At 61.8% G+C, this 13,407-nt stretch carries 16 protein-coding genes; 10 read left to right on the top strand and 6 right to left on the bottom strand.

Going from position 1 to position 13,407, the window contains the following annotated elements; genetic code table 11:
* Positions 1 to 6: 6 nt before the first annotated feature.
* The gene (gene mutT / locus AC1DWZ_RS09760) at positions 7 to 399 is read left to right on the top strand and encodes an 8-oxo-dGTP diphosphatase MutT (protein ID WP_477169491.1); all 393 of its coding nucleotides are present in this window, start codon (positions 7 to 9) and stop codon (positions 397 to 399) included.
* Positions 400 to 474: 75 nt separating this feature from the next.
* Positions 475 to 1,167: a FecR family protein gene (locus tag AC1DWZ_RS09755; protein WP_477168691.1), complete on the top strand. Its 693-nt coding sequence runs from the start codon at positions 475 to 477 to the stop codon at positions 1,165 to 1,167.
* Positions 1,168 to 1,179: 12 nt separating this feature from the next.
* On the opposite strand, the gene AC1DWZ_RS09750 is transcribed toward AC1DWZ_RS09755, so the two are convergent.
* Positions 1,180 to 2,082, bottom strand: coding sequence for a methyltransferase domain-containing protein (locus tag AC1DWZ_RS09750; protein ID WP_477168690.1), 903 nt, complete (start codon positions 2,080 to 2,082; stop codon positions 1,180 to 1,182).
* A gap of 105 nt (positions 2,083 to 2,187) precedes the next feature.
* Here AC1DWZ_RS09750 and AC1DWZ_RS09745 point away from each other — a divergent pair, with 105 nt between their 5' ends.
* The 4 genes from AC1DWZ_RS09745 (at position 2,188) to AC1DWZ_RS09730 (ending at position 5,012) form a co-directional block, all read left to right on the top strand.
* Positions 2,188 to 2,940: a double zinc ribbon domain-containing protein gene (locus AC1DWZ_RS09745; RefSeq protein WP_477168689.1), complete on the top strand. Its 753-nt coding sequence runs from the start codon at positions 2,188 to 2,190 to the stop codon at positions 2,938 to 2,940.
* Positions 2,941 to 3,116: 176 nt separating this feature from the next.
* The gene (grxC, locus tag AC1DWZ_RS09740; protein ID WP_477168688.1) at positions 3,117 to 3,380 is read left to right on the top strand and encodes a glutaredoxin 3; all 264 of its coding nucleotides are present in this window, start codon (positions 3,117 to 3,119) and stop codon (positions 3,378 to 3,380) included.
* A gap of 82 nt (positions 3,381 to 3,462) precedes the next feature.
* On the top strand, positions 3,463 to 4,326 hold the full coding sequence (locus AC1DWZ_RS09735) for a carbon-nitrogen hydrolase family protein (protein WP_477168687.1): 864 nt from the start codon (positions 3,463 to 3,465) through the stop codon (positions 4,324 to 4,326).
* Between the two features lie 47 nt (positions 4,327 to 4,373).
* Complete coding sequence (locus AC1DWZ_RS09730) at positions 4,374 to 5,012, top strand: peroxiredoxin (RefSeq protein ID WP_477168686.1); 639 nt, start codon at positions 4,374 to 4,376, stop codon at positions 5,010 to 5,012.
* Between the two features lie 236 nt (positions 5,013 to 5,248).
* Here the strand turns inward: AC1DWZ_RS09730 and AC1DWZ_RS09725 are convergent, their stop codons facing one another.
* The 3 genes from AC1DWZ_RS09725 to ubiA are packed head-to-tail and all read right to left on the bottom strand — an operon-like array spanning position 5,249 to position 7,547.
* Complete coding sequence (locus AC1DWZ_RS09725) at positions 5,249 to 5,983, bottom strand: MOSC domain-containing protein (protein WP_477168685.1); 735 nt, start codon at positions 5,981 to 5,983, stop codon at positions 5,249 to 5,251.
* The gene (locus AC1DWZ_RS09720) at positions 5,980 to 6,639 is read right to left on the bottom strand and encodes a class I SAM-dependent methyltransferase (protein WP_477168684.1); all 660 of its coding nucleotides are present in this window, start codon (positions 6,637 to 6,639) and stop codon (positions 5,980 to 5,982) included. The genes AC1DWZ_RS09725 and AC1DWZ_RS09720 overlap by 4 nt, the downstream gene beginning before the upstream one ends.
* The gene (gene ubiA, locus AC1DWZ_RS09715; RefSeq protein WP_477168683.1) at positions 6,636 to 7,547 is read right to left on the bottom strand and encodes a 4-hydroxybenzoate octaprenyltransferase; all 912 of its coding nucleotides are present in this window, start codon (positions 7,545 to 7,547) and stop codon (positions 6,636 to 6,638) included. Before ubiA ends, AC1DWZ_RS09720 begins: the two co-directional genes overlap by 4 nt.
* Positions 7,548 to 7,618: 71 nt before the next feature.
* Here ubiA and AC1DWZ_RS09710 point away from each other — a divergent pair, with 71 nt between their 5' ends.
* The 4 genes from AC1DWZ_RS09710 (at position 7,619) to AC1DWZ_RS09695 (ending at position 11,132) form a co-directional block, all read left to right on the top strand.
* Complete coding sequence (locus tag AC1DWZ_RS09710; protein ID WP_477168682.1) at positions 7,619 to 8,401, top strand: 16S rRNA (uracil(1498)-N(3))-methyltransferase; 783 nt, start codon at positions 7,619 to 7,621, stop codon at positions 8,399 to 8,401.
* A 27-nt stretch (positions 8,402 to 8,428) separates the two neighbouring features.
* Entirely contained in the window at positions 8,429 to 9,793 is a 1,365-nt protein-coding gene (locus tag AC1DWZ_RS09705; protein WP_477168681.1) for a glutamate--cysteine ligase, read from the top strand.
* A 158-nt stretch (positions 9,794 to 9,951) separates the two neighbouring features.
* Positions 9,952 to 10,584 carry a LysE family translocator gene (locus tag AC1DWZ_RS09700; protein WP_477168680.1) on the top strand — a complete coding sequence of 211 codons (633 nt, stop codon included), beginning with the start codon at positions 9,952 to 9,954 and terminating at the stop codon, positions 10,582 to 10,584.
* Positions 10,585 to 10,679: 95 nt separating this feature from the next.
* On the top strand, positions 10,680 to 11,132 hold the full coding sequence (locus tag AC1DWZ_RS09695) for a J domain-containing protein (RefSeq protein WP_477168679.1): 453 nt from the start codon (positions 10,680 to 10,682) through the stop codon (positions 11,130 to 11,132).
* A 5-nt stretch (positions 11,133 to 11,137) separates the two neighbouring features.
* Here the strand turns inward: AC1DWZ_RS09695 and AC1DWZ_RS09690 are convergent, their stop codons facing one another.
* Complete coding sequence (locus tag AC1DWZ_RS09690; protein ID WP_477168678.1) at positions 11,138 to 12,322, bottom strand: vWA domain-containing protein; 1,185 nt, start codon at positions 12,320 to 12,322, stop codon at positions 11,138 to 11,140.
* Positions 12,323 to 12,343: 21 nt separating this feature from the next.
* On the bottom strand, positions 12,344 to 13,213 hold the full coding sequence (locus AC1DWZ_RS09685; protein WP_477168677.1) for an AAA family ATPase: 870 nt from the start codon (positions 13,211 to 13,213) through the stop codon (positions 12,344 to 12,346).
* Between the last annotated feature and the right edge of the window lie 194 nt (positions 13,214 to 13,407).

The following is a 13,407-nucleotide window of genomic DNA, read 5'->3' as shown; positions in this document are numbered from 1 at the left end:
AAAAAGATGCTGCTGGTGGTGGCTGTCGCCCTGGTCGATGCCGACGGCCGCGTGCTGCTGGCCCAACGCCCGGAAGGAAAGAGCCTTGCCGGCCTGTGGGAATTTCCCGGCGGCAAGGTGCATGAGGGCGAGACGCCGGAAGCAGCGCTCATCCGCGAGCTTCATGAAGAGCTTGGCATCGACGTCAAGGAAAGCTGTCTCGCCCCCCTCACCTTCGCCTCGCACAGCTATGAGGCGTTTCACCTGCTGATGCCGCTTTATGTCTGTCGCCGTTGGGAAGGTTCCGTCACCGGCCGCGAGGGCCAGCAACTGGCCTGGGTGCGGCCGGCGCGCCTTGGCGATTATCCGATGCCACCCGCCGACAAGCCGCTCATTGCCATGCTCATCGATTTGTTGTGAGATCAGTGGCACCATGTCAGCGCCCAGGAAACATCGCTTGGGAACATTGCTGGTGTACATTACTGGGGGCATCACATGCGATTCCGTGACCTTGTCATTCTGGGCAGCGCCAGTCTCGTCCTGACCTGGGTGGCCGGAACAAGCCCCAGTGCCGCGGAAGCCGTGGGCCTCGTGCAACGCCTGCAGAATACCGTCTACGGCACGCCCCCCATGGCAGAGCGCGCACCCAAGTACCGGCGCGATGGCATCGAATCCCGCGAAGTGATCGAGACTGCCCCGCACAGCGCGGTGGATATCGGCTTCATCGACGGGTCCGATCTCACCATTGGTGCCGAGGCTACCGTCATGATTGACGAATTCGTCTTCGATCAGGACACCGATACCGGCCAGGCGGTGGTCACGCTGACGCAAGGTGCTTTTCGCTGGATCACCGGCGTCATGCCTTCCGGCCGCGTGCGCTTTGAGACGCCGACCGCGACCATCACCGTCCGCGGCACCAATGTGAAGGTGGCGGTGAAGCCCAACGGTGATTCACTGCTCGGCCTTACCGAGGGCGAAGTGACGATCATCCCGAAGGGCAAGGGTGATACGGTCAAACTGATCAAGGGCCAGAGCGCCCGCGTGACGAAAAAAGGCGTCGAGGTCGTCGAACAGATTCTGTCCGTGGCCGACCCCATCGTCGATGGCGGCTGGGCGAATGCCACCGATTTCGGCCATGACCGCGACAGAAGCAACCGCGATCGCACCAACGACAACAGCAACAACTAAGAACGCCGCCGCCTAGCTGCTGCAATCCTTTGCCGCAAAGACGTTGGCGAGGCTGATTTCGCCGCTGCCGCGCCGCGCCGGTTGCTGCTGGTTGGCGCTGGGCGCCCAGCCGGTCAGGAACAGCGCCTGGAACGTCACCGGGATGCGCCCTTCGGCATCGCCATAGCGCTCTGCATAGAGGGATGCGGCGCGGGCAATGACGTTGCGGCCCAATGGCTTGCGCGACCGGCTGACCAGGGCGTTCCCCTCCCCCATGCCGCGCAGCTCGTGCATCAAGGCCAGGGCATTGGGGTATGTCACCGTCAGCGTTTCGACATCGGCCACAGGCAGTGCAAAGCTTGCCCGCTGCAGCAGGCCGGCGGCGTCGCGCAGGCCTACCATGGGCGATACCCGCGGGCTGGCGCCACCCGTCTCGGCAAGTTCGGCCTCCATCAGGCACTGCCGCAACTCGGTGAGCGTCTCGCCACCCAGCATGACGCCGAGGAAGAGGCCATCCGGCCGCAGGGCATCGCGCATCTGAATGAAGGCGCCGGGCAGATCGTTGACCCAATGCAGCCCCATGCAGGACAGGATGAGGTCAAGGCTGCCGGCCCGGAACGGCAGGGCTTCCTCGGTGCAGGCGACACGCAAGGCGCCGCCGCCGGCAGATGCCGCGATGACACCCTCCCCGGCTTCGATCAACGTATCGATTCCACCCAGATTGCCGCCCATCGCCTGCCATACGGCGGTGAGCCCCCCGATTTGGGGCGAGAGATCGACCGCCAGCGGAAAGGATTGGCGAATGTCGGCCAGCCGGTCGAGCAGCCGCTCAGCGAGTTCGCGGAACAGGAAATCGTGACGTCCGAAGTCGGCTGCGGCGCGGCGGCGCTGTTGCCGGACCTGCGCGCGGTCAAAGACATGTTGCTGCTCGTTCATGGCAGCGGAGTATGCGCAAGCCGCGCCGCCGCGCAACGTCAAATCGGGACCCTACCCAGGGTTGACGGATGCCATCTTATTTCGTGAAATGGCGGCATGACTTATATGAGTGAGCTGCGAGGCCCTTTGGTGCGCGTCTTTGCCCGCGCCCTCGATTCCGTCTTGCCGCCGCGCTGCCTGAAATGCGGGATCGTGGTGGCGGCACAGGGTGGCGCAGCGCTTTGCCCCAGCTGCTGGCAGGGCCTGAGCTTTCTTTCGCCCCCCTGCTGCGCCTGTTGCGGCCAGCCTTTCGATTTCGATTTGGGTGCCGGCGCCCTGTGCGGGGCTTGCACCCAGGCACCGCCGGCCTTTGACCGGGCGCGATCGGTCCTACGCTATGACGAGGCCAGCCGCGATCTCGTCCTCGCCTACAAACATGCCGACCGGACGTCGCTCACCCCCGCTTTTGCCGCATGGCTGAAGCGCGCTGGCGACACCTTGATTGGCGATGCCGACATCATCGCCCCGGTGCCTCTGCATTGGTCGCGCCTGTTTGGCCGCCGCTACAATCAGGCGGCCCTGCTCGCCGTCGCGCTGGGCGACCTTACCGGCAAACCCGTGATCGCCGATCTCCTGATACGCAAGCGGGCGACGGCGAAGCAGGGCCATCTTGGCCGCCTTGCCCGCCAACGCAATGTCGCGGGCGCTTTTGCCCTGCATCCGCGCCGGCGTGGCGCCCTCACCGGCAAGCGGGTGCTGTTGATCGACGACGTGATCACTACAGGTGCCACGGTCACCAACTGCGCCAAAGTCCTGCGCCAGGCAGGGGCCAGTGCGGTCGATGTTCTGGCTTTGGCGAGGGTTATCCAGGAAATGTAGGGATAATCCCGAATGTCCGTGAAAAAAGTAAGCGTTTCCGCGAGGAAAGCTTGCGCGAGCTGGGGTCGCACCCCCTTGTCAACGGCCCCCCAAAGGCTGACATTACGGAGGTCCTGCTGGCGTCAGATCAGGGTGGATTTCAGCAGAACCCGGAATTACATCGGATCGGTGTGTGAATGGCCAAGGTTGAGATCTATACCACCATGCTTTGTGGTTACTGCTATCGCGCCAAGAAGCTGCTGCAGGAGCGCGGGGCGGAATTCAAGGAAATCGACGTCATGACCGACGGCAAGCTGCGCGACGAAATGCGCAAACGGGCTGGCGGCCGAACTTCGGTCCCGCAGATTTTCATTGATGACCGGCATGTCGGCGGCTGCGACGATCTCTACGCTCTCGACCAGGCCGGCAAATTGCAGCCCTTGCTTCACGCCAATCACTGAGCCGCTGGGCATTGCCACGCAAAAAAAGTTGCGCGGCCCCGGATCGGTCTGGAATCGCGACGGATAGATTAGGAGTTCCACCATGACCGACAGCAAAGCACCTGTCTTCACCGCAGCCTGCGTGCAGATGAACACCCAGCGCGACGTGGCACCGAACATCGTTGCCGCCAGCGACCTCATCCGCGCAGCCCATGCCCAGGGTGCCGAACTCATCGTGACGCCGGAAAACACCACCATCCTGGAGCCGGACAAGAAGGCGGCGCTTGCCAAGACGCCAGCCGAGGAAGAGCATCCCGGCCTCCCCGCCTTCTCGGACCTCGCCAAGGAACTGGGCACCTGGCTGGTGATCGGCTCGATGCCGGTCCGCGCCGAGCCCACGCGCATTGCCAACCGCCAGTTCGTGTTCAATCCGCAGGGCCAGGTGGTGGCGCGCTACGACAAGATCCACATGTTCGATGTCGATCTACCGACCGGCGAAAGCCACCGCGAGTCGGCGCAGGTTCGCCCAGGCGTCGAAGCCGTTGTTGCCGACACACCGTGGGGCGGCCTTGGCCTGACCATCTGCTACGATGTGCGCTTTGCCTATCTCCACCGCGCCCTGGCGCAGGCGGGGGCGAGCTTCCTCACAGGATCGGCCGCCTTCACCGTGCCGACCGGGGAAGCGCATTGGCATGTGCTGCTGCGCGCCCGCGCCATCGAGACCGGCTGTTTCATGTTCGCGGCGGCCCAGACCGGCATGCACGCCGATGGCCGCGGCACCTATGGCCATTCGCTGATCATCGACCCCTGGGGCAAAGTGCTGGCCGATGCCGGCACCGATGTCGGCGTGGTGACTGCCGAGATTGATACGGCACTTGTCACAAAGGCACGCTATGCCGTGCCGGCCTTGACCCACGACCGCAGTTTCACCAAGCCGCAACCAAAGTTGAGTGCCGCCGGCGAATAGTTCCGATATAGAGTTCCGCTATAAAAAATCAGACAGAGGAGATTCTCATGAGCCTTCGACTTGGCGATACCGCCCCCGATTTCGAACAGGATTCGACCGACGGCAGGATCAAGTTCCATGACTGGATCGGCAATTCCTGGGCGATCCTCTTTTCGCATCCCAAGGATTTCACGCCGGTCTGCACCACCGAGCTCGGCGAAGTCGCCCGTCTGAAGCCTGAATTCGACAAGCGCAACACCAAGGTGATCGGCCTCTCGGTTGACGGCTTGAAAGAACATCAGGGCTGGATCGGCGACATCAAGGAAACGCAGGGCCATGCGCTCAATTTCCCGCTGCTGGCCGATTCCGACCGCAAGGTGTCGGAACTTTACGACATGATCCACCCGAATACGGATGCGACCGCCACCGTGCGGTCGGTCTTCATCATCGGTCCGGACAAGAAGGTGAAGCTGCAGATCACCTATCCGATGAGCACGGGCCGAAATTTCGACGAGATCATCCGCGTGCTCGATTCCCTGCAGCTCACCGCCAATTTCAAAGTAGCGACACCGGTCAACTGGCGCGATGGCGATGACTGCATCATTCCGCCGAGCATTCCCGACGCCGAAGCCGACAAGCTGTTCGCGGCCAAGGGCTACAAGAAGATCAAACCGTATCTCCGCATCACCCCGCAGCCGAACAAGTAAATTTGGCTCACTGAAACGAAAAGCCCCGCATGTGATGTGCGGGGCTTTCTGTTTCTGTCGAAGAGCGGACGGGATCTGCCCTGTCTAGTGCGAAGCCCCTCTCCCCTTGCGGGAGAGGGGTTGGGGTGAGGGGGATCCATCAACGAGACTGCTCTTTCCACCCCCTCACCCTACCCTCTCCCGCAAGGGGAGAGGGCTTGTGCCTCTCGATGCAATATCGCGCTCGAACAATCTGCCTAAACGCCCACCTTCACCACATCCCCCACCTTCACGACACCCTCCCGTACAACCGAACCATAGACGCCGGCCACGGTCTTGTTGGCAGCGGTGCTGTGCAGGATGCCGGGATCGTCGGGCAGATCGCCCTGCGCACGGGTGGTGAGGGCGCAGCGTTTGCAGGCATCGTTGATATCGAAACCGGCACCCCCGATCGTCACTTTGCTGCCGAGCCATGCCTCTTCCAGGAAACCAACCGCATCGCCTGCATCCAGCATGATGTTGGGGCGGAACCGGGCCGGCGCAAAATCGCCGCTCTCATGCTCCTGCTTCAGGCGCTTCAAGGTGGCGGTGGTCAGCAGATGGCAATGGCTTGCGTCATAGAGTTTCGGCACACGGCTGGCGTCATTGCGCACAAGCGCTGCAGGCATGCCGAGGCGCTCGCTGATACGCTGGTCGATATCCGGACTGTCGCTGCGCAAGAGCGTGCCATCGCCGAAATTGAGCTCGACGACCGGCAGGTCCGTGCCCAGCTGCGGTTCCGCGAGATAGCGGGCGCGCCAGGTGATGAGGGCGCGGTATTGTCGCTTAGGCCGACTGGCATGGGCGATGACACCAAGCTCCAGATCGGCGATCCCGAAGCCGCGATCACCGACGACGCCCTTGGGGCCGAAGGTGGCGATAGTGAGTTCTTCGCCCTGCACGCTTTGCACCGGATATCGATAGAGACCCGCAACCTTTACCAAATCACTCACGCTTCCGCTCCGCTTGCTATGCGCCAGATCAAGGTGAGGCGCATGTCCTTGTCTTCCAACTCGGTCGAGGTCGGCACCATATAGCGCGCCATCTCGACAAGCCCCCGGCGCGGCAGATAGGCCCGGCCCGGATCCCCCATCAAGACGGTGACACCGGCATCCGCCAGCGCTTCGAACCAGCCAAAGACCCGCTCCGCCATCGGCCGTTCGTAGCATACGTCGCCTGCGAGCACGACATCGAAACCGAGATCCAGGCGCCCGACCAGATCCTCGGTCACGATCTCGACGGCGGCCTTGTTGAGCTTGGCATTGAGCCTGATCGCCGTGGCGGCGAAGGCATCAATTTCGGCGGCCGTGACATGAGCGGCCTTCATCCTGGCCGCACCGATGCCGGAAAGGCCGCTGCCGGCGGCGAAATCGAGCACGCGCTTGCCCTTGACCCAGTGCGGCTGATCGATGAGGAAGCGTGTCAGGGCCTGCCCACCCGGCCAGCAAAAGGCCCAATAGGGTGGCGGCACGCCGGCATTGTCGAGCTCGTTCTGTGTCGCCCGCCAGATGGGGGCTATTTCGGTGGCAAGATGCAGCTTCAGTTCCGGGACCAGGCTCGGCCGTGCGATCTTGGTCTGCGTGCGGATGAAAATATCAGGATCCGTCACACCCTCATCCGATCGATGACGATGCCGAACAGCAGGATCCAGCCGATGAACCGGTTGCTGTCGAATTTGGCCTTGCAATCCTTGGCGTCATCGAGATCGACATCGTGAAGCTGCCACAGCATGTGAATGCAAACACCCGCAAGTGCCGCATAGGCGATGTGCTCTGACCCGGCCGACCAGAGTGACAAGGCAAAAAAGCAGATCGTGACCGCCGCAAAACCCAGCAGCCAGGGCTTGGTCTGCGCCCCCAGTTTCAGCGCCGTCGATTTGATGCCGATCAGCGTGTCATCCGCCTTGTCCTGATGGGCATAGATGGTGTCGTAAAACAGCGTCCAGAAAATGCCGCCGGCATAAAGCCAGAGGGGCGCCGCGGACAGCGAACCCCAGATCACCGCCCAGCCCAGCAGCGCACCCCAGTTGAAGGTGAGGCCGAGGAACGCCTGCGGCCACCAGGTGATGCGCTTCATGAACGGATAGGTCGCAACCAGGACCAGCGACGCCGCCCCCAGCCCGATGGCAAAGGGCAGGAACTGCAGCAGGATGACCAACCCGATGGCGAGCTGTAGCCCCAGGAACAGATAGGCCTGTTTCAGCGACAGGGCGCCCGATGCCAGCGGCCTTGTGGCCGTGCGCGCCACCTTGGCATCGAAATCGCGGTCGACAATGTCATTGATGGTGCAGCCGGCACCGCGCATGACCACAGCGCCTATGGCAAACAGGATGAGAAGACGAATATCCGGCCCGATCCCCCGCGGCTGGGCGAGGCAGAGCGACCACCAGCCCGGAAACAGCAGGAGCCAGGTGCCGATCGGGCGGTCGAGGCGCGCCAGACGCAGATAAGGGCGAATCGCCGCCGGCACATACCGGTCGATCCAATCGCCTGCTTGAATATCGCTGGCAGCGCTCATAGCGTCATGTCTGTCATTTAGGGTTATCGTCGTCCCAGACCATAGTCACAGCTGTAGAATCGCTCAAGAACATGATCCCACGCCTTTACGTCCCCGTCGAACTGAAACCCGGCCAGACCTTTGCGGCCGAGGAACGCGCGACGCATTATCTGAAGAATGTCATGCGCCGCCAGGCCGGCGACCAACTCATCCTGTTCAACGGCCGCGACGGTGAATTCAATGCCGTGATCGCCGATATCGGCAAGCGCACCGTGGATGTGCGCGTCGACAGCCAGCGCAGGCCGCAGATGGATGTCCCGGATGTGTGGCTATGCTTTGCCCCGTTGAAAAAGGATGCCGTCGACTTCCTGGTGGAAAAGGCGACCGAGCTCGGCGTTGCCGCCTTCCAGCCGGTCTTCACCCAGCATACGGCCTCGACGCGGCTCAATCTCGAACGGCTGGCGGCCAATGCGATCGAAGCTGCCGAACAGACCGAGCGCCTGACCTTGCCGGAGATTCGCGCGCCGCTGTCACTCCCGGAATTGCTGCAGGGGTGGGATGCTAAGAGGCGGCTGATCCTGTGCGCCGAGGCAGGTCCGGCAGCGCCCATTGCCGAGGCCCTAAATGCCCTCAAGCCCACTGTGAGTATTTCTAACGCATGGGCAATAGTTTGTGGGCCAGAAGGGGGTTTTGCACGTTCCGAGCTTGACCTCCTCTCAAAACTGCCATTTGTTACCCCCGTTGGCCTGGGACCAAGAATCCTGCGCGCTGACACCGCAGCACTCACAGCGCTGGCGGTCTTTCAAAGCATCCTGGGCGACGGCGCCCTTAGGCCACCGGCACCGTTGTTGCCGATCGGCCAATTGCCGGCCTAGGGAACGTTCGGACTGAGGGGGAACATCGTGTCAGCACCGCCCAAATCGCGCGGCGAAATCGTGACCGCGAAGAGCCAGCTGATCGACTACATCGCTGAAGGCAACAAGCCCAAGGCGGATTGGCGTATCGGTACCGAGCACGAGAAATTCGTCTACGACCTCAAAAGCCTGCGCCGCGTCAGCTATGACGCGCCCAATGGCATCGGCGCGCTCTTGAAGGGTCTCATCCGCTATGGCTGGGAGCCGATCGAGGAGAACGGCAAGATCATCGCCATGTCGCAGAATGGCGAGAGCATCACGCTGGAACCGGGTGGGCAGTTCGAACTGTCAGGCGCGCCGCTGAAATCGATTCACGAGACCTGTCGCGAAGTCGGCCAGCATCTGAAGCAGGTGAAGGCCATTTCCGAAGAGCTCGGCATCGGCGTGCTCGGCATGGGTTTCGACCCCAAATGGTCCCGCGCCGACACGCCCTGGATGCCCAAGGGCCGCTACAAGATCATGGGCGATTACATGCCCAAGGTCGGCAAGCTTGGCCTCGACATGATGCTGCGCACCTGCACGGTGCAGGTCAATCTCGACTTCTCCTCCGAAGCCGACATGGTGAAGAAGTTCCGCACCAGTCTCGCTTTGCAGCCGATTGCGACCGCTCTCTTTGCCGATTCGCCCTTCACCGAAGGCAAGCCCAACGGATTCTTGAGCTATCGCAGTCATATCTGGACCGATACCGACCCGGATCGCTGCGGCATCCTGCCCTTCGTCTTCGAAGAAGGCATGGGGTTCGAGCGCTATGTCGATTACATGCTCGATGTGCCGATGTATTTCGTCTATCGCGACGGCCAATACATCGATGCCTCGGGACAGTCGTTCCGCGATTTCCTGAAAGGCAAATTGCCGGCAGCCCCCGGCGAGATTCCCACGACCGGCGATTGGGCCGATCACATGACCACCGCCTTCCCGGAAGTGCGCTTGAAGAAGTTCCTGGAAATGCGTGGCGCCGATGGCGGGCCTTGGGAACGACTCTGTGCGCTCCCGGCCTTGTGGGTGGGCCTCCTCTACGATCAGACGGCGCTCGATGCCGCCTGGGACCTGGTCAAGGATTGGACCATCGCCGAGCATGAGCAGCTGCGTGCCGACGTGCCGCGCCTTGCGCTCAACACGCCGTTCCGCGGCCGCAAGGTGCGCGACATCGCCTTGGACGTGCTGGCGATCGCGCGTGCCGGCCTGCAGAAACGCGGCGCCACGGATCTCGGCGGCATGGATGAATCCGGCTTCCTCAACCCGCTTCAGATCATCGCCGACAGCGGCAAGACACCGGCCGAATTGAAGCTCGACCTCTATCACGGCAAATGGGGCGGCAAGGTCGATCCGGTCTATTCCGAGTTTGCGTACTAAGCGCCCCTCACCCCAACCCCTCTCCCCATTTCATGGGGCGAGGGGCCCATAGCGCGCTCGTTAGAAACTCCCTCGCCCCGCTTGCGGGGAGAGGGTTGGGGTGAGGGGTGTTGCAACCACTTTATCTCACTCAAGAACGCTCCAAGGAGTCAGCAACCATGTTCGATCCGGCGCATTTTGCGATCTTCCTGCTGGCAGCGACGGCGCTCGCCATCTCGCCCGGCCCCGGCATGCTCTATGTCGCGGCGAGGTCTTTGTCAGGCGGACGGGCCGAAGGATTTGCCTCGAGCTTCGGGACGGCGCTGGGCGGCTTCGTGCATGTGATCGGCGGTGCCATCGGCGTCTCCGCCATCCTGATGGCCAGCGCCAATGTCTTCACGGTGGTCAAGCTGGTGGGCGCCCTTTACCTGGTGTGGCTTGGCATCCGCACCTGGCGCTCGGCCGGGATCGACCTCTCCAGCATCGAGGTGAAGGCCGCCGGCAGCCGCCGTGCGTTCCTGGAAGGCATCGTGGTCGAGGCTCTCAACCCGAAGACCGCCGCCTTCTTCCTGGCCTTCGTGACACAGTTCGTCGATCCGGCGCGTGGCAACGTCGCTCTGCAGTTCATCACGCTGGGCGCGATATCGGTCGCACTCAACACCACGCCGGATCTCATCATCGCTGTCTTCGCCGGCAAGCTGCGCCACAAGCTGATAGGGCGGCAGCATATCTTCCGCCGCCTGCAGCGGACCTCCGGCGCCCTGTTGTGCGGTCTTGGACTTGCCCTCGCCTTCGCCAGAAAACCTGCATAGAGAAAGCCTGCCTAAGCCGCTGGCGCGACCGCTACTATTTATTAACCAATTCGCGGCACTCTCGATTCTTGCCCTAGCAATGGTTGCAGAGTCGGATGTTCGACAGTTCTCAAACGAAGAAGACCCGCCACAAGGTGCTGATGCGGGTCGAGCTGGATGACGGTGTCGAGCGGCTGATGGCGCTGTTCGTGGCGCCGAACACGCGCGTCAGCGATACATTGAACGACAACCGCCAGTTCCTGCCATTCGAAGCATCCGACGGCACGACCGAGATCATCCGCAAGGAAGCGATCCGCCGCATCGTACCGATGGAAAACGAGGCGCGCCTTGGCCGCGGCCCCTATGACATTCTCGGTGTTTCGGAAAATGCCCCGGATGCCGAGGTGAGGGCCGCCTATCACAAGGCGATTGCGCCTGTGCATCCCGACAGTATCGGCGCCATGAACCTGCCCCCGGATTTTGTCCAGCTCGCCAACCGCATGGCCGCACAGATCAACGAAGCCTATGCCAAGATCAAGAAGCTTCGCGGCCGGAGTGACGCCGACTGACGCCTTCAATGCGGCCGGCGCAATTCCTTCAGCGCGCCATCCAACCCATCCAAGGTCAGTGGGAACATGCGCTCGCCCATCATTTGCTTCAGCAGTTTGAGCGATGCCGTGTAGCCCCAATGCTGCGTGTCCCTGGGATTGATCCAGGCCGATTTGGGATAGTGCTTCAGTAGACGATCCATCCACACGGCACCGGCCTCTTCATTCCAATGTTCGACCGACCCGCCGGCATGGGTGATCTCATAGGGGCTCATGGTCGCATCGCCGACAATGATCAGGCACCAATCCGGCCCGTAGGTATTCATGACCTGGGTGGTCGAGGTGAAATCATCATGGCGTCGCCGGTTCGAGCGCCACAGTTTCTCATAGGGACAGTTGTGGAAGTAGAACGTCTCAAGATGCTTGAATTCGGATTTCGCGGCTGAGAAGAGCTGCGCCGATTCCTCGATGTGATCGTCCATCGATCCGCCGATATCCAGGAGCAGCAGGACCTTCACCTTGTTGCGCCGTTCGGGCCGGAGATGGAGATCAAGCACACCGCCATTGGCCGCTGTCGCGCGGATCGTGCCGTTGAGGTCGAGCTCATTGGCTTCGCCCTCGCGACCCCAGCGGCGCAGGCGGCGCAGGGCCAGCTTGATGCCGCGCGTGCCAAGCTCCACCTCGCCATCGAGATCCTTGAATTCGCGCTTGTCCCAGACCTTGACCGCGCGGCGATGACGCGACTCATCCTGCCCGATGCGCACACCTTCCGGATTGTAGCCATAGGCACCAAAGGGCGAAGTGCCGGCGGTCCCGATCCATTTCGAACCACCCTGATGACGGCCCTTTTGTTCGGCCAACCGTTCGCGCAGGGTCTCCATCAGTTTCTCGAATCCACCCAGCGCCTGAATGGCCGCCATCTCCTCGGCCGAGAGATATTTCTCAGCAAGCTTCTTCAGCCATTCATCCGGAATCTCCGCCAGCAGGTCCTGGGATATGCCGGCGATGCCCTGGAAATAGAGAGCAAAGACGCGGTCGAAGCGGTCGACCAGCCGCTCATCCTTCACCAGGGTTGCGCGGGCGAGATAATAGAAATCCTCGACATCAAGGACCGCCACCTGATGTTTCATCGCTTTCAGCAAGGTGAGGTATTCGGTGAGCGACACCTGGACCCCTTCATTGCGCAGCGATGTGATAAAGCCCGCGAACATGAGGCGCCTATTGCCCGCCCATTATTGACCGCGCCTGGCCAGGAACGCCACCCGCTCGAACAGATGCACATCCTGCTCGTTCTTGAGGAGCGCGCCGTAAAGCGGGGGCACCACCAGCTTCGGATCGTTGGATTTCAGGATCTCAGGGGGAATGTCATCGACCATGAGGAGCTTCAGCCAGTCGAGGAGTTCCGAGGTGGCGGGCTTCTTCTTCAGGCCCGGTACCTCGCGGATATCAAAGAAGAGGTTCAAGGCTTCCCGCACGAGATCGTGTTTGATGTCGGGATAATGCGCCGCCACGATGCGCTCCATCGTCTGACGATCCGGGAAGCGGATGAAATGGAAGAAGCAGCGGCGCAGGAAGGCGTCCGGCAATTCTTTTTCATTGTTCGAGGTGATGATGACCAGCGGGCGGAACCGCGCCTCGATCGTTTCCTTGGTCTCGTAGACGAAGAATTCCATGCGATCGAGTTCTTGGAGCAGATCGTTGGGAAACTCGATATCCGCCTTGTCGATCTCGTCAATGAGCAGCACAACCTGCTGCTCTGCCGTGAACGCCTCCCACAATTTGCCGCGGATGATATAGTTCGCAATGTCGTGGACCCTGGCCTCGCCCAGCTGCCCGTCCCGCAACCGCGCAACAGCGTCATATTCATAGAGCCCCTGCGCCGCCTTGGTGGTCGACTTCACATGCCATTCGATAAGCGGCATGCCCAGCGCCTGCGCCACCTCCCGCGCCAGCACGGTCTTGCCGGTGCCGGGCTCGCCCTTCACCAGCAGCGGCCGTTCCAGCGTCATGGCGGCGTTGACCGCAATCTCCAGGTCCCGGGTCGTGATATAATTCTCAGTGCCGGTGAATTTCGGGCCGGTGAATTTGGCGGCTTTGCTCATGAAGTCGTTTCCCTGTGGCGGACAATGGCTGGTCGCGTTGCTCGCATCATTCCCAGCTTTGCCGCTGCGATCAATAACGTACCGCCGCCGCAACCCAACCGATTCTCAGGATCCCGCCCGGTCAAGTATGCGGGAGAGCCATTGTTTATCCGACTTTTGGCGGAAATGGGCTTTAATTCCAAATATGTACGCTT

Source organism: Dongia sp. P2_B8 (genome assembly GCF_056404715.1).
This window is presented reverse-complemented; position numbering and strand designations above follow the sequence as displayed.